The organism is Micromonospora sp. NPDC048842 (assembly GCF_040649935.1).
GTDB lineage: Bacteria > Actinomycetota > Actinomycetes > Mycobacteriales > Micromonosporaceae > Micromonospora > Micromonospora hortensis.
Genome location: NZ_JBEZGK010000030.1, coordinates 66,876 through 81,166 on the forward strand (window position 1 = coordinate 66,876; position 14,291 = coordinate 81,166).

Here is a 14,291-nt window from a genome sequence, read left to right on the forward strand (position 1 = left end):
GCCACTTTGGGCAGGTACGTCGGGCATGATGTGCGGATGCTCTATGCGGTCATTCCGGCAGGTGGCAGTGGCACGAGGTTGTGGCCGTTGTCCCGCGCTGGCCATCCCAAGTTCCTCCACCCGCTGACCGGCACCAGCGCCTCCCTGCTCCAGGCGACAGTCGAACGGCTCGCGCCGCTGACCACACCGGATCGGACCCTTGTGGTCACCGGCGCCGCGCACGTCGCGGCGGTGGCACGGCAGCTGACAGTGCTGCCGGAGGAGAACATCCTGGTCGAGCCCTCCCCCCGGGACTCCTGCGCGGCGATCGCGTTGGCCGCCGCGGTGATCGCGGCGCGCGACCCGAACGCGGTGATGGGCAGCTTCGCGGCCGACCACCTGATCCGCGACCCGGAAAGCTGGGTCCGCACGGTCCAGGAGGCGGTCCGCGGCGCCGAGCAGGGCATGCTGATGACCGTCGGTATCACTCCGACCCGTGCGGAGACCGGCTACGGCTACCTGGAGACCGGCGATCCGACCGAGGGTGTGCCGTGGCGCCAGGTGGCCGAGTTCAAGGAGAAGCCGGCCGCCGAGGTCGCCGAGGCGTACGTCCGTTCGGGCCGGCACCTGTGGAACGCGAGCATGTTCGTGTGGCGGGTGGACGTCTTCCTCGCCGAGCTGGCCCGCCAGCAGCCGGCACTGCACGCCGGCGTCGCCGCGATCGCCGCCGCCTGGGGCACCCCGGAACAGGACGACGTCCTGGGCGCGATCTGGCCGACCCTGCCGAAGATCTCCGTCGACTACGCGGTGATGGAGGGCGCTGCCACCGCGGGTCGAGTCGCGACGGTGCCCGGCGACTTCGGTTGGAACGACGTCGGTGACTTCCACACCCTGGGCGACGTGCTGCCGGCCGACGACGCGGGCAACGTGGTGCTCGGCACGGAGGCCAAGCCGGGTGTGCTGCTGCGGGACAGCAGCAACCTCGTTGTCGTCCCGCAGTCGGGTCGGTTGGTGGCAGTGCTCGGTCTGCGCGACCTGATCGTGGTGGACACCCCGGACGCGGTGCTGGTCTGCCCGCGCGACCGGGCGCAGGACGTCAAGGCCCTGGTCGACGAGCTCAAGGAGCGAGGCGAAGAGGGCTACGTCTGAGGGCTGCGAGTGCCGGCGCGACCTGTTGCGCGGTCCCGCCGGCCAGTGGCTCGGGCAGCTGGTCCGGGGGGAACCAGCCCAGCGCCTCGGCCTCGTCGCTGACCTGCTCCACAGCCGAGGGCGGGGCGAGCACGGCGAACCGTACGTCGTGGTGCGCGGACCCGCCCTGACACTGCACCGGGTGCACGTCCACGTCGATCGGCACCGGGTCGATCCGCAGGCCGGTGATTCCGGACTCCTCGGTGGCCTCGCGGAGGGCGGCGCCGACCAGGGTCTGGTCGACCGGCTCACAGTGCCCGCCGAGCTGCACCCACCACCCGAACTTGACGTGCAGGCAGAGCAGCACCCGCGAGCCGGTGGCGTCCAGCACCAACGCGCTGGCCGTGACGTGCCCCGGTCGGTGCTGCCGACTCATCGCGATCGGACCGGCGGCGAGCAGGGTGAGGGTCCGGTCCCGAGCGCTGGCCGCACCCGGGCTGGTCGGCTGCCAGCCCTTGAGCAACGCTGTGGCGTCGGCGTGCAACGCGGCGTACGCCTCGGGGTCGGTCGGGTGGGCGGTGGGTCCGGTGATCACGGCGTCGGGCACCCCGCCACTGTACGAGCGTGTGCTCCGTACGCTGGCTCGGTGACAGTGCGACTCGTCGAATTCGTGGTGGCAGGTAACGAGGCCAGCGATCTGCTGCCGGTGCGCTCGGCGGCGCTGCTGGGCGCGTACGGTGCCCGGCGGGGCTTCTGGACGGTGCTGGACGAGGGGCCGGTGGAGCGCTGCCTCGCGCTGCTGCTGGAGCGCGACGACGGGCAGTGGACGGCAGTGCACGTGAGTGCGGATGCCGGTGTGGAGAACGGGCGGACCGAGGACGGTGAGGCGCTCGCCCACCACGACGGCTGGGTGTACGTCTTCGGCTCCCACTTCGGCTCGAAGGCTGGCCCGCTGCGACCTCGGCGCGCCTTCGTGGCCCGGTTCCGCGAGGACGACGCGGCGGCCGGGCCGGTGCCGGTGCACGTGGTACGCAACTCGTTTCGGCTGCACCGGGCGGTGAACGATGCGCTCGCCGCGGCGCCGCTGACGCTCCTGCCGGCGGGGCAGCGGGTGCGGGAACGGTTCATCGTGGAGACGCTGGCCCGGGGGACCGCCCGGGAGAAGAGCTGGGTGAGCCGCTTGGCCCCGGACGACCTGCCGTTGAACGTGGAGGCTGCGGCGTTCACCCCGGCCGGGACGGTGCTGCTCGGGCTGCGTTTTCCGGTCACCGACGCCGGTGAGCCGATCCTGGTCGAGGTGGCCGGTGTGCCGGGTATGTTCACTGCCGAGCGGGCGTGGCCGCGGGCGTTGGGCGCGTACGTGTTGACCGCTGTCACTCCGCCGGGGCAGCTGACCGGCTTCCGCGCGATCACCCCGACGGCCGACGGCGGGTACGCGGCAGTGATCGGCTCGATCGACGCGCTCGGCAAGGGGTCCGTCCTGCTCGACGACCATCCGGGTGGAGGTGAGGTCACATCCCGCCACGTCCGCTTCCGGCTCACCGGTGGCGAGGCGGGCGACGGGCGGCGGCTCGTCGGGGAGCAGGTGGCGGACCTGGCCCCGTTTCACCACGTCGAGGGGGTAGCGGAGCTGGATGGGCTGTCGTTCTACGTCACTGACGAGGACCATCGGGTCGCGCTCTGGGTCGGCTGAGCCGGCGCGGGGGGCGGGATGACCGGACGGCACCTCCGCGGAACAAGGGCCGCAGACCCTCGTGGTGCCGTCCGATCACCGGGGCCTCCCCGGTCCCGGTGCCCCGGCAGCACTGACGTCAAGGACGCGCGGCGCCGTGTTCGGGCATGGGAAGCATGCCGAACCGGCCCCGGAGACGTCGAGGTTTTTCAGCCCAGGCTTAAAGATGGAGATTACTGCCGGCCAGGTAGAGTCGAACGGTCATCCGGCACCCCCCTGTCGGCGACACAGGAGCGCTCCATGCTGAAGATCCACTTTTCTGGGGAGGACATCCTCCGGACCCGGGTGGCGCCGGCGGCGGACCCGGTCTGGGAGCTGGTCCTCAGCCTGCACGTGCTGCGCGGCCGCACCCGCGATCCGCTGACCGCCAACTGGCGGCGCAGCGTGGCCCGGGATCTGCGCCAGGACTCCGCCTCCGAGCAGCTCCGCCTGCTCTTCGCGTTGAACCCGCCGCGTGGCTACTTCCCCGACTTCCTCACCCCGTACGCCAGCGTCGGCGGCTTCGAGGCCGGGCTGGACGCGGTCCGCAGCACCCCCACCGAGTTGCTGCACCGGGACCTGAGCGTGCTGGCCTCCGAGAACCAGCTGCCCTCCTCGGCGGCCGCGCTCGCCCGCGGTGAGGTGTCGGCGCTGCACCACCTGGCCGAGTCGATGGAGCAGTACCGGTCGCTGGCGATCAGCCCGTACTGGGGCCGGATCCAGGCCGCGGTCGCGGCGGACCGCACGCGACGGGCGCGGGCGCTGCTCGACGGCGGCGTCGAGGGCCTGCTCACCAGCCTCCGGCCGGCGATGCGCTGGGAGAGCGGGGTGCTGGAGGTCCACAGCTACCCGCACAGCCGGGAGCTGCACCTGGACGGCCGTGGGCTGCTGCTGGTGCCGTCGTTCTTCTGCGCGGCCACCCCTGTCGCACTACTCGACCCGGCGCTGCCACCCGTGCTGGTCTACCCGGTGGACCGGCTGGGCGCCCTGGTCTCCGCCGACGCCAGCGCCGCGTCCGGTGCTGCCCGCGAATCACTCGCCGCGCTGCTGGGCCGCACCAGAGCGGCGGTGTTGCAGGCCAGCGACGAGGGCTGCACCACCGGCGAGGTCGCCCGCCAGCTCAACATCTCACCGGCGGCGGCGAGCCAGCACGCCACGGTGCTGCGCAACGCTGGTCTGCTGGTCAGCCACCGCGAACGCAACAGCGTGCTGCACACGTTGACCCCGCTGGGCCGGGCCATGCTGGACGCGTGACCCGGCCGTTCACACCGGCCGAGGGCGCTTCTACAGGGCGAGCACGGCGCTCGCCGGGCTGCCAGGCGGTGGCGGCAACAGGGTCGACCCGACGCCCTGGGCGGCCAAGGCGACGCGCAGCCGGTGCAGGTCGGCGCCGAAGCGGACCAGACCGAACGGCTCGACGGGCGTCGGGGCGGAGCCGAGCAGCAGGTCGGCGCCGTCCGGCCACCCGGGCATCTCAGCGACCAGACCGGCGCGTACCTCGGCCTCGTCGACAAGTGTGAAGACCGTGCCGGGGGCGACCAGCCCGGCGACAGCGTCGATCGCCCGTCGCACCGCGGTCAGGTCGGCCGGTGTCGGACCGGGACCGTCGGTCAGGGTGGCGGCGTCGGAGAGCCCGGCGGCACGGGCCTCGGCGGTACCGAGCGAGAACAGGTCCTGTGCCGCGTCGCGGATCAGCGCCCGCGCGCCACCGGCGTCGTCCGGGTTTGTGGCCGGCAGGTAGCCCCGCACCACAGCGACGGGGACCTGATCGCACTTGCCCTTGATCAGTTCGCCGGCACCCGCCAGCTCGTCCACCACTGCCATCTGGGTCAACTGCAACTCGTTGCCGTACGGGTCGACCTCGCCCCGGTGGTCGCGGATGGCCGGCATCCCGGCCACCCCGAGTGCCACGTCGGTGAGCCCGTTGCGCCAGGGCCTGCCCATCGTGTCGCTGATGATCACGGCCAGGTCCAGGTCGTAGCGCTCCAGCAGCGCGTCCCGCAGAGCCCGGGCCGAGGCGTCCGGGTCGACTGGCAGCAGCACCAGTTGGGTCTTGTCCACGTTCGACGCGTCGATCCCCGCCGAGGCCATGACGAAGCCGTGGTGGGTCTGCACGATCCGGGTCGCCCCCCTGCTGGCGACCACCCGGGCGGTCTCACCGGCCAGGACCTCGTCCCGGGCGGCCAGCCGTTCCGGCCCGTCCGCCGGCACGTCGACCAGCCGCCCCTCCGCCTTGGAAACGATCTTGCTGGTCACCACCAGCACGTCACCGTTGCGCAGCCACGGCGCGGCGGTCGCGATCACCGCGGCCAGATCGTCGCCCTCGGTCACATGACCGATGCCGAGCACCGGCAGAACTTCCAGCCTCACGTCAACTCCACCGCGGCACGGACCATGGCCGCCGTCGCCGCCTCGTCGGTCATCCGCAGCGGCACCGCGCGGACCGTCACCTCGGGCACCACAGTGCCCGCGTCCTCCTCGGCCACCAGCCAACCGTCGAGCAGGCCGCCGCTCGCCCGCCCGCCGTAGAGCCGACCCACCCCCGCCGCGCTGCACTCCGCACCGAGCACCTCCAGGCAACGGTCGGCCATCCCCCGCACCGGCGCGCCGCCGATGATCGGCGAGACACCCACCACCGGCGCCGGGCCGTCCGCCACCGCCGCACGCAGCCCCGGTACGGCCAGCACCGGCGCGACGCTCACCACCGGGTTGCTCGGCGCGATCAGCACCAGGTCGGCCGAGGCGATCGCGTCCAGCACCCCGGGGGCCGGCTTCGCCGTCTCCGCACCGACGAACACGAAACGGTGCGTGGTGATGTCGGCCCGGTACCGCACCCACCACTCCTGGAAGTGGATCGCCCGCTGACCCTGGTCGTCCTCCACCACGGCATGGGTCTCCAGGCGGTCGTCAGTCGCCGGCAACAGGCGTACGCCCGGCTCCCAGCGGCTGGCCAGCGCCTCGGTGACAGCGCTCAACGGGTAACCGCCGTTGAGCATGGTGCTGCGGACCAGGTGGGTGGCGATGTCCTTGTCGCCGAGGCCGAACCAGGTCGGCTCCGCCCCGTACGCGGCCAACTCCTGTTTGACAGTCCAGCTCTCGCCGACCCGACCCCAGCCCCGTTCCGGGTCGGCGCCCCCACCGAGCGTGTACATGACGCTGTCCAGGTCGGGGCAGATCTTCAACCCGTGTAACCACAGGTCGTCGCCGACGTTGACAACGGCGGTCACCTCCGCGCCGACGTCACGGGCGTACGCCCGGACGCCGAGCAGGAACCGGGCGCCGCCGATGCCGCCGGCCAGAACCACGATGCGCATGTCGACCATCCTCGCGCACGTGACGCCTCCGATCCCTGGGAGGCCCGCGAGACTAGGCTCACGTGCACCCTGTCCGTTGATGCCCCGAGGGGGAACTCGTGACCAGCCCCGCCGAGCCCGCGTCCGCCGACGCGACGCAGGCCCGCCAGCTGACCAAGCCGCTACGGGAGCTCGCCGCGCTCGCGCTGCTTGGCGCCAACGCCGTGTTCCTCTTCGTGGGCCTGCTCCGGCTCATTGCCCCGAACGACTACAGCTCCTTCACCGACCGCGCGGGCAGCGCCTTCTACGCGTTCGTCGGGGTGGAGGCGGTGGGTCTCCCGCTGCTGGCGGTGCTGCTGGCCACGCACATCTCGCCGGTGTTGGCGAAGGCGAAGCTGATCACGCAGGCGGCCGTCGTCGAGTATGCGGTCAGCGCCCTGTTCGGCACGCTGACCATGCTGATCTGGACGGTGGGCCGGCTGGCCGAGGCCGAGGTGCTCGACGCGCTGCTCGGTGTGCTCACCCGGTTCGCCTGGATGGTGATCTTCGCGATCGCCGCCTGGGTGGTCTACACCATCTGGCGCGCCCACTACTACGTGCCGCGGCCCAAGCCGCAGCCGGGCGTCTACGGCCAACCCCAGCCGGGCTGGCCGCAGCAGCAGGGTAGTTGGCCGACCCCGGGTCAGCCCGGCGGCCAGCCGCAGGGCGGTTGGCCCGCTCCCGGCCAGCCCGGCGGATACCCGCAGGCTGGTCAGCCCGGTGGTTACCCGCAGGCCGGTCAGCCCGGCGGATACCCGCAGGCCGGCCAGCCTGGTGGTCACCCGCAGGCCGGCCAGTACGGCCAGCAGTCGCCGCCGTTCCAGGCCCCGCAGTCGGCCCCACCGTTCCCGCAGTCCGCGCCGCCGCACCCGCAGTCGGCCCCGCCGTTCCAGGCATCGCAGTCCGCGCCGCCGGCGAACCCCGCCCCCCAGTCGGCGCCTCCGCCCACAGTGCCGCCGTTCGGGCAGCCGCCGTCGGCCGACCCCACCCAGGCGATCCCGCGCCAGTCCGCCGACCCGACCGAGGTCATCTCCCACCCGGCCGACCCGGACACCGACCGCACCCAACACATCAAGCCCAACGACCACCCCGACCAGCCCCGCTGAGGCAGCCAACCCCGTCGCCCCCACCGACCTTCGTCGATCACGAAGCTATTGCCCGATCACGTGGCGTGTCGTGGCAATAACTTCATGATCAATCGGGTGGGGGCCGGGGGTGCCGTTTCCCACGGTGGGGCTGGGCACGGCGGGGCAGGCTCGCGCTGCGCATAGGGTGAGTGGATGGTTGATCGCACCCACTCCGGCCCGAGCGATGCGAGCGTGCGGCGGGCCCTGGGCCGGGCCGCGAACGGGCGGGCGCTGGATGTCGACGAGGCGACCGCGCTGCTGTCCGCTCGCGGCGACGCGCTCGACGAACTGCTCCGGCTCGCCGGGGGAATCCGCGACGCCGGGCTGCGGGATGCCGGGCGGCCGGGTGTGGTCACGTACTCCAAGAAGGTCTTCATTCCGTTGACCCGGCTCTGCCGGGACCGCTGCCACTACTGCACCTTCGCGACAGTGCCGCACCGGCTGCCGGCGCCGTTCCTTGACCGCGACGAGGTCCTCGCGATCGCCCGGGCCGGTGCCGCGCAGGGCTGCAAGGAAGCGCTGTTCACCCTGGGTGACCGGCCGGAGGAACGCTGGCCGGCGGCCCGGAGCTGGTTGGACGAGCGTGGCTACGACTCGACACTGGACTACCTGCGCGCCTGCGCCGTGGCGGTGCTCGAGGAGACCGGTCTGCTGCCGCACCTCAACCCCGGGGTGCTGTCCTGGTCGGAGCTGCAACGGCTCAAGCCGGTCGCGCCGAGCATGGGCATGATGCTGGAGACGACAGCGACCCGGCTCTGGTCCGAGCCGGGTGGCCCGCACTTCGGCTCGCCGGACAAGGAGCCGGCGGTCCGTTTGCGGGTGCTCGAGGACGCGGGGCGGGTGGGGGTGCCGTTCACCACCGGCATCCTGATCGGCATCGGGGAAACCTCGGCGGAGCGGGTGGACGCGCTCTTCGCGATCCGCCGCGCCCACCGGGAGTACGGGCACCTCCAGGAGGTGATCGTGCAGAACTTCCGCGCCAAGCCGGACACGGCGATGCGCGGCATGCCGGACGCGGAGCTGCACGATCTGGCCGCCACTGTGGCGGTGGCCCGGCTGCTGCTCGGCCCGAAGGCCCGGATCCAGGCCCCGCCGAACCTCATCGCCGGTGAGTACGACCTGCTGCTGCGCGCCGGCATCGACGACTGGGGTGGCGTCTCCCCGCTCACCCCCGACCACGTCAACCCTGAGCGCCCCTGGCCGCAGATCGACGAGTTGGCCCGGCACACCGAGCTGGCCGGGTTCACGCTGCGGGAGCGGTTGACGATCTACCCCGAGTACGTGCGCGCGGGTGACCCGTGGCTCGACCCACGGTTGCTGCCGCACGTCGGCGCCCTGGCCGATCCGTCGACGGGCATGGCTGTCGAGTCGGCGATGCCGCAGGGACGACCGTGGCAGGAGCCGGAGGAGGTGTTCGGCGGGCGGGTCGACCTGCACGCCACCATCGACACCACCGGCCGCACCGACGACCGGCGCGGCGACTTCGACAGCGTCTACGGCGACTGGGCCGAGGTCGCTGGCAAGGTCACCCCGGAGGCGACCGCCCGCCGGGCTGGCGTACCCGTGGCACCGGCCGGGAGTGGTGCGGACCGTGACCTGGCGGCCGGCCTGCGGCTCGCCGCCGACGACCCGGCGGCGCTGCTCGACCCCGCGCACACCGATGCCGCGCTGGCGCTGTTCGGTGCGGACGGGCCGGCGCTCGACGAGGTGTGCCGCCTCGCCGACGACGTGCGCCGCGCGGTGGTCGGCGACGACGTCACCTACGTGGTCAACCGCAACATCAACTTCAGCAATGTCTGCTACGTGGGCTGCCGGTTCTGTGCGTTCGCGCAGCGTGAGCGGGACGCCGACGCGTACCGGCTCTCCGTCGAGCAGGTCGCGGACCGGGCCGAGCAGGCGTGGGCCGCCGGCGCCAGCGAGGTGTGCCTCCAGGGCGGCATCGACCCGAAGATGCCGGTCACCGGGTACGCCGACATCGTGCGCGCGATCAAGGCCCGGGTGCCCGAGATGCACGTGCACGCGTTCTCGCCCATGGAGATCGTCACCGCCGCCGCGAAGGCCGGGGTGCCGATCCGTGAGTGGCTGCTCCAGTTGCGCGAGGCCGGGCTGGACACCATTCCGGGCACCGCCGCCGAGATCCTCGACGACGACGTGCGCTGGGTGCTGACCAAGGGCAAACTCCCGGCCGCCGCCTGGGTCGAGGTGGTCAGCACCGCGCACGAGCTCGGCATCCGGTCCAGCTCCACGATGATGTACGGCCACGTCGACCACCCCGGGCAGTGGCTGGCGCACTTCCGGGTGCTGGCCGGGGTGCAGGACCGCACCGGCGGGTTCACCGAGTTCGTGGCGCTGCCGTTCGTGCACACGAATGCTCCGATCTATCTGGCGGGTATCGCCCGACCCGGCCCGACCTGGCGGGAGAACCGGGTGGTGCACGCCATGTCCCGGCTGCTGCTGCACGGCCGGATCGACAACATCCAGTGCTCCTGGGTGAAGCTCGGTGACGAGGGCACTGTCGCGATGCTCCAGGGCGGCTGCAACGACCTCGGCGGCACGCTGATGGAGGAGACCATCTCCCGGATGGCCGGCTCCGACAACGGTTCGGCGCGTACCGAGGAGCAGTTGCGGGCCATCGCGAAGACCGCCGGTCGTCCGGCGCGCAAGCGGTCGACTGCGTACGGTCACGCCCGCCCCTGACATCGAACCTTTCCCCGCCCCCGGCCGTACCACGCGATGCCGGTGGCGGTCGCGGCGAGGACCGCCGCCGGTGTCCCCTCAGGGGCCCGGCGGCGTCGCGAGACGGCACCGGACCCGTCCGTCTCCGCGGGCGCGCTCGCGCCACCGCCGGAAAGGTTGCCCATGACCAGTGATCAGCGGAAGCGGCAGTGGCCGCGACTGACCCGCCGGCAGACGTTGACCGCCGCGGCCAGCGCCACCCTCGGCGCCGCCGCGCTCACAGTGCCGGGCCTGTCGGCCGCGCAGAACGCCCCCGGCGCGGCCGGGCGAGCCGACGAACCGATCGTCGTGCACCTGCGTGACGCCGACTCGGGAACGATGGACGTCTTCGTCGGTGAGACGCGCATCGAGGTACGCGACCGCGGCCTGGCGGACCGGCTGCGGCGCGCCGCCCGGCGCTGACCCGACCCTCCGCCCCGCCATCCTGTCCCCGCCCAGTGAGGTTGGTCCGTCATGTCTTCCCACCGCGAGGCCCCGGAGATAGCCAAGGATCCGGTCGCCGACAGCTCCGACCTGTACGCGTTCGTCAGCCCCGACAAACGCGACACGGTCACGTTGATCGCCAACTACGTGCCGTTGCAGCTCCCCTCCGGGGGCCCGAACTTCTTCGAGTTCGGCGACGACGTGCGGTACGAGATCCATATCGACAACGACGGTGACGGTCGTCCGGATGTCACCTACCGGTTCGAATTCACCACCGAGATCACCAACCCGAACAGTTTTCTCTACAACACCGGTCCGATCGATTCGCTGGACAGCAAGAACTGGAACCGGCGGCAGTTCTACAGCCTGACCAGGGTCGCCGACGGCCGCGAGCACCGGCTGGCGCACAAGCTGCAGTGCCCGCCGTGCAACGTCGGCCCGCTGTCCACCCCGAAGTACGCCGACCTGGTGCGGCAGGCCACCTACTCGCTCTCCACGGGGGAGCGGGTCTTCGCCGGGCAACGCGCGGACGGGTTCTTCGTGGATCTCGGGGCGATCTTCGACCTCGGCACGCTGCGGCCGTTCCAGCAGCTGCACGTCGCCGGGAAGAAGATCTTCAAGGCCGAGGGGGAGCCGGTCAACGCCACCGACCGGATGAACGTGCACAGCATCGCGGTGCAGGTGCCGCTGGAGCGGGTGCGTCGGCGCGCCAACCGGTACGGCGCCGCGGATCGGGCGTCGGTGATCGGGGTGTGGACGTCCGCGTCGCGTCGGCAGGTGCGGGTGCTCGGCGACAGGGGCGGGGCGGACACCAGCACCGGCCCGTTCACCCAGGTCTCGCGGCTGGGCAATCCACTGTTCAACGAGGTCATCGTGCCGATGTCCAAGAAGGACCTGTGGAACTCGCTGCCCCCGTCGGAGGACAAGCGGTTCGCCCAGTTCGTCGAGCAACCGGAGCTGGCCGCGTTGCTGCCGGCGCTCTACCCTGACGTCTTCCCCAATCTGGACAAGCTCACCAGGGCGAAGAAGGCCCGAGCCGACCTGGTGGCGATCCTGCTCACCGGCGTGCCGGCCGGGCTGATCGACGGCTTCACCAACACCACAGGCGAGGTGCAGGCCGACATGCTGCGACTGAACACGGCGATCCCGCCCACCAGGCGGCCGGACCGGTTCGGGGTGCTCGGCGGCGACCTGGCCGGGTTCCCGAACGGTCGGCGGGTCGGCGACGACGTGGTCAGCATCGCGTTGCGGGCCATCGCCGGGGTCACCGTCCCGCTGGTGGACAAGACGTTCAAACCGGATGCGGCGGCCGCCGCTGTCACCCCGGGGCTGAGCGCCGCCGACGTGACAGCGCCGTTCCTCGGAAACTTCCCCTACCTGGGTACGCCGTACGACGGGTTCAACAACCCGCCGGCGGCGTCCTGATCGGGCGGGGCGGGCGGATGCACGAGCACGCGTACGGGCCGTCGGAGACCGGGACCGTCGTCCTCGATCTGGGCGGTGACACCGGTGCCCTGATCGTCTACACGGGTCCGGATCTGCACGGCCGGGAGATCGAGATCAGTCGCGACGAGGACCGGCGGGTCCACTCGGCGGTGCGTGAGCGTCGGGTGCGGGACGGCTCGTTCCACAGTGCGGTCTATCCCGATCTGCCGAGCGGAATGTATACCGTCTGGTGGGACGATCGTACGCCAGCCGGCACGATTTCTGTCCATGGTGGAGAGATAGCCGAGTTTGCCTGGCCCAGCAGCAGTTTTGGGGCCGCCGGCTGACCCCGGAACCTCGTTTTCACCACCGCGCCCCGTCCACAATGTGGACGGGGCGCGAGTGCTGTCCACAGCTCGACGGGCAGTCTGCGCCGCGCCGCGTTAACCTGTCCCCCACCAAGATCAGCTTAGGGGTGGAGGTCTCTGGTGCCGTCCGGTTGGCGACTCCTCGGAGAAGCGCCACGGCAGAAAAGTCGGGCAACTCGCCGGAGAGGGCGTTACTCGGCCGGGGTCTGAATCGATAGGGCAGGTTGCGAGGCTGGACGGCCCAAGTGGCCGACCGGGGGTGTCGGGAGGGCGACTCCATTATCAAGTTTGGCTTGACGGCGCACGCATTACACGCGTGTAATTTGAATGGGGTTGTTCGCACGGAACGCAACAAAACGGGACCGGACGGACAAGCACGCCTTTCGCGTGGGGGGTTGCAGCGGCGATGACGCCGGTGCGCGACAAGGAGGCATTTGATGGACGGCCAGCTTGAGGTGGCCGACCTGCTCGGAAACGCGCCGGAGTGGCAGGAGCGGGCGTTGTGCTCGCAGACCGACCCCGAGGCGTTCTTTCCCGAGAAGGGCGGCTCGACCCGCGAGGCGAAGCGGATCTGCTCGCGTTGCGAGGTCAAGACCGAGTGCCTCGAATACGCACTGGGTCACGACGAGCGGTTCGGCATCTGGGGTGGGCTCTCCGAGCGGGAGCGGCGCAAGTTGAAGCGGCGGGCCGCCTGAGCGGTGTGAGGCCGAGGCAGTTGGCCGCCTGAGCGGGCTAGCTCTGCGCGGGGGGCCGCCTGAGCGGTGTGAGGTCGAGGCGGTGGGGGCCGCCCGACTCTCCGCTCGAGGGTCGGCTCAGCCTCGAGGGGTCGGCTCAGCCTCGAGGGTCGGCTCAGGCGAGCTCGTCCGGGTCTACCCCGAGAAGGTTCGCCACCTGTTCGATGATCACGTCATGGACGAGATCGGCGAGGTCCTCACGGTCCATCGCCCGGAACTCCAGGGGCCGCCGGTACAGCACGATCCGCGGCGGCACTTCCTGCCGGCCCGGGCGGCCGGGCAGCAGCCGGGCCAACGGGACCTCGCCGTCCTCCAGCACGTCCGAGTCGTAGACGTTCAGATCCGGCGGGACGTCCTCGACCGCGAACTCGACCCCGGCCAGTTCCTTGGCGAACCGACGCTCCAGCGTCTCGACGGTGTCCAGGACCAGGTCGTCGAAGACCTCGGCCTTGGTTCGCGCCAGCGGCACGGTGGCCGGAACCAGCCGCCCGCGCAGGCCGCGCCCGTGCCGGTCACGATGCGCACGCCGGCCGGAACCGGGGCGGCGGTGTTCCGGGCTCGTCATGAGGCAAAGGGTAGCGCCCGCGCCGGGCTGGTCAGCGGCAGCGCCGCTCCCGTGGCGCGGCGCGCCCAGAACGGTCGACTGTGATCACCATGACGGGCGTGTCGCAACGCGAAGCGATGCGCCGGACCCGGTAATGGAGATACCCTGCCGCACGTGAGGTCACCACGGCGCTGCTCCCGTAACGGCTGCCCCCGGCAAGCGGTCGCCACATTGACCTATGTCTACAACGAGTCGACAGCGGTGGTGGGGCCGCTGGCGGCGTTCGCCGAGCCGCACACGTACGACCTCTGCGAGCCGCACGCCCGCAGCCTGACCGCGCCGCGAGGCTGGGACGTCGTCCGACACGAGGGCGAGTTCGAGCCGCCGCCGCCCACCACCGACGACCTGGTCGCGCTGGCCGAAGCGGTCCGCGAAGCCGCCCGACCGGCCCCCCGCCCCCCGGAGCCGGACCAGAACCGTCCCGAGCACCCCCACCAGACCGGCCGCCGAGGCCACCTGCGGGTAATCCCCCCCAACCACTAACCCCGCACCCCTTCCGGCCCCCGGCGCTCCCGCCCGGCCGGCCCCCGGCGCTCCCGCCCCCGGCGCTCCCGCCCCCGGCGCTCCCGCCCCCGGCGCTCCCGCCCCCGGGGTTGATCAAGAGGTTTCGGTCATCAGCCGGAGCGTTTTTGCGTGCTAACGGCACTCCGACGCCACCAGGAACACCAGGCAGCGGAACGGTTCGACGCCGACAACTGGGCCGACCCGGGTCTGGTCTTTGCCA

14 protein-coding genes are annotated in these 14,291 nt (G+C 71.8%); 10 read left to right on the forward strand and 4 right to left on the reverse strand.

Translation table 11 applies throughout. The features are described 5' to 3' along the window. Positions 1–36 precede the first annotated feature (36 nt). On the forward strand, positions 37–1,128 hold the full coding sequence (locus tag AB0C19_RS29380; protein WP_357190518.1) for a sugar phosphate nucleotidyltransferase: 1,092 nt from the start codon (positions 37–39) through the stop codon (positions 1,126–1,128). Here the strand turns inward: AB0C19_RS29380 and AB0C19_RS29385 are convergent. Then, entirely contained in the window at positions 1,097–1,714 is a 618-nt protein-coding gene (locus tag AB0C19_RS29385) for an NUDIX domain-containing protein (RefSeq protein ID WP_357190520.1), read from the reverse strand. The two genes, AB0C19_RS29380 and AB0C19_RS29385, sit on opposite strands and share 32 nt — an antisense overlap. A gap of 39 nt (positions 1,715–1,753) precedes the next feature. Here AB0C19_RS29385 and AB0C19_RS29390 point away from each other — a divergent pair, with 39 nt between their 5' ends. Then, a complete protein-coding gene (locus tag AB0C19_RS29390) occupies positions 1,754–2,800 on the forward strand; it encodes a hypothetical protein (RefSeq protein ID WP_357190522.1) in 1,047 nt (348 codons plus the stop codon). Between the two features lie 279 nt (positions 2,801–3,079). After that, positions 3,080–4,072 (forward strand): winged helix-turn-helix domain-containing protein, encoded by a 993-nt coding sequence (locus tag AB0C19_RS29395; protein WP_357190524.1) that lies wholly within the window; start codon positions 3,080–3,082, stop codon positions 4,070–4,072. A 30-nt stretch (positions 4,073–4,102) separates the two neighbouring features. Here the strand turns inward: AB0C19_RS29395 and AB0C19_RS29400 are convergent, their stop codons facing one another. Together AB0C19_RS29400 and cofD are read right to left on the reverse strand one after the other, a co-directional pair. Continuing rightward, positions 4,103–5,188 (reverse strand): coenzyme F420-0:L-glutamate ligase, encoded by a 1,086-nt coding sequence (locus AB0C19_RS29400; RefSeq protein WP_357190526.1) that lies wholly within the window; start codon positions 5,186–5,188, stop codon positions 4,103–4,105. Further along, positions 5,185–6,132: a 2-phospho-L-lactate transferase gene (cofD, locus tag AB0C19_RS29405; protein ID WP_357190528.1), complete on the reverse strand. Its 948-nt coding sequence runs from the start codon at positions 6,130–6,132 to the stop codon at positions 5,185–5,187. The genes AB0C19_RS29400 and cofD overlap by 4 nt, the downstream gene beginning before the upstream one ends. A gap of 98 nt (positions 6,133–6,230) precedes the next feature. On the opposite strand from cofD, the gene AB0C19_RS29410 reads away from it, so the two are divergent. The 6 genes from AB0C19_RS29410 (at position 6,231) to AB0C19_RS29435 (ending at position 12,924) form a co-directional block, all read left to right on the forward strand. Further along, on the forward strand, positions 6,231–7,256 hold the full coding sequence (locus AB0C19_RS29410; protein ID WP_357190530.1) for a hypothetical protein: 1,026 nt from the start codon (positions 6,231–6,233) through the stop codon (positions 7,254–7,256). Between the two features lie 174 nt (positions 7,257–7,430). Continuing rightward, positions 7,431–9,974, forward strand: a complete 2,544-nt coding sequence (locus AB0C19_RS29415; protein ID WP_357190532.1) for a bifunctional FO biosynthesis protein CofGH — start codon at positions 7,431–7,433, stop codon at positions 9,972–9,974. Between the two features lie 162 nt (positions 9,975–10,136). Next, on the forward strand, positions 10,137–10,415 hold the full coding sequence (locus tag AB0C19_RS29420) for a hypothetical protein (RefSeq protein WP_196921188.1): 279 nt from the start codon (positions 10,137–10,139) through the stop codon (positions 10,413–10,415). A 51-nt stretch (positions 10,416–10,466) separates the two neighbouring features. Then, complete coding sequence (locus AB0C19_RS29425) at positions 10,467–11,861, forward strand: DUF4331 domain-containing protein (protein WP_357190534.1); 1,395 nt, start codon at positions 10,467–10,469, stop codon at positions 11,859–11,861. A gap of 17 nt (positions 11,862–11,878) precedes the next feature. Beyond that, a complete protein-coding gene (locus tag AB0C19_RS29430) occupies positions 11,879–12,208 on the forward strand; it encodes a phospholipase (protein WP_357190536.1) in 330 nt (109 codons plus the stop codon). A 458-nt stretch (positions 12,209–12,666) separates the two neighbouring features. Beyond that, positions 12,667–12,924 carry a WhiB family transcriptional regulator gene (locus tag AB0C19_RS29435; RefSeq protein WP_007455784.1) on the forward strand — a complete coding sequence of 86 codons (258 nt, stop codon included), beginning with the start codon at positions 12,667–12,669 and terminating at the stop codon, positions 12,922–12,924. A 154-nt stretch (positions 12,925–13,078) separates the two neighbouring features. Here the strand turns inward: AB0C19_RS29435 and AB0C19_RS29440 are convergent, their stop codons facing one another. Further along, entirely contained in the window at positions 13,079–13,528 is a 450-nt protein-coding gene (locus AB0C19_RS29440) for a metallopeptidase family protein (RefSeq protein WP_074316962.1), read from the reverse strand. A gap of 153 nt (positions 13,529–13,681) precedes the next feature. Here AB0C19_RS29440 and AB0C19_RS29445 point away from each other — a divergent pair, with 153 nt between their 5' ends. After that, positions 13,682–14,050: a DUF3499 domain-containing protein gene (locus tag AB0C19_RS29445; protein ID WP_238691079.1), complete on the forward strand. Its 369-nt coding sequence runs from the start codon at positions 13,682–13,684 to the stop codon at positions 14,048–14,050. The last annotated feature ends 241 nt before the right edge of the window (positions 14,051–14,291 follow it).

Bases quoted from the DNA above. Each gene is read 5' to 3' on its own strand.
- AB0C19_RS29380 (WP_357190518.1), top strand. From the start codon at position 37: ATGCTCTATGCGGTCATTCCGGCAGGTGGCAGTGGCACGAGGTTGTGG.
- AB0C19_RS29395 (WP_357190524.1), top strand. From the start codon at position 3,080: ATGCTGAAGATCCACTTTTCTGGGGAGGACATCCTCCGGACCCGGGTG.
- cofD (WP_357190528.1), bottom strand. From the start codon at position 6,132: ATGCGCATCGTGGTTCTGGCCGGCGGCATCGGCGGCGCCCGGTTCCTG.
- AB0C19_RS29415 (WP_357190532.1), top strand. From the start codon at position 7,431: ATGGTTGATCGCACCCACTCCGGCCCGAGCGATGCGAGCGTGCGGCGG.
- AB0C19_RS29420 (WP_196921188.1), top strand. From the start codon at position 10,137: ATGACCAGTGATCAGCGGAAGCGGCAGTGGCCGCGACTGACCCGCCGG.
- AB0C19_RS29425 (WP_357190534.1), top strand. From the start codon at position 10,467: ATGTCTTCCCACCGCGAGGCCCCGGAGATAGCCAAGGATCCGGTCGCC.
- AB0C19_RS29430 (WP_357190536.1), top strand. From the start codon at position 11,879: ATGCACGAGCACGCGTACGGGCCGTCGGAGACCGGGACCGTCGTCCTC.
- AB0C19_RS29435 (WP_007455784.1), top strand. From the start codon at position 12,667: ATGGACGGCCAGCTTGAGGTGGCCGACCTGCTCGGAAACGCGCCGGAG.
- AB0C19_RS29440 (WP_074316962.1), bottom strand. From the start codon at position 13,528: ATGACGAGCCCGGAACACCGCCGCCCCGGTTCCGGCCGGCGTGCGCAT.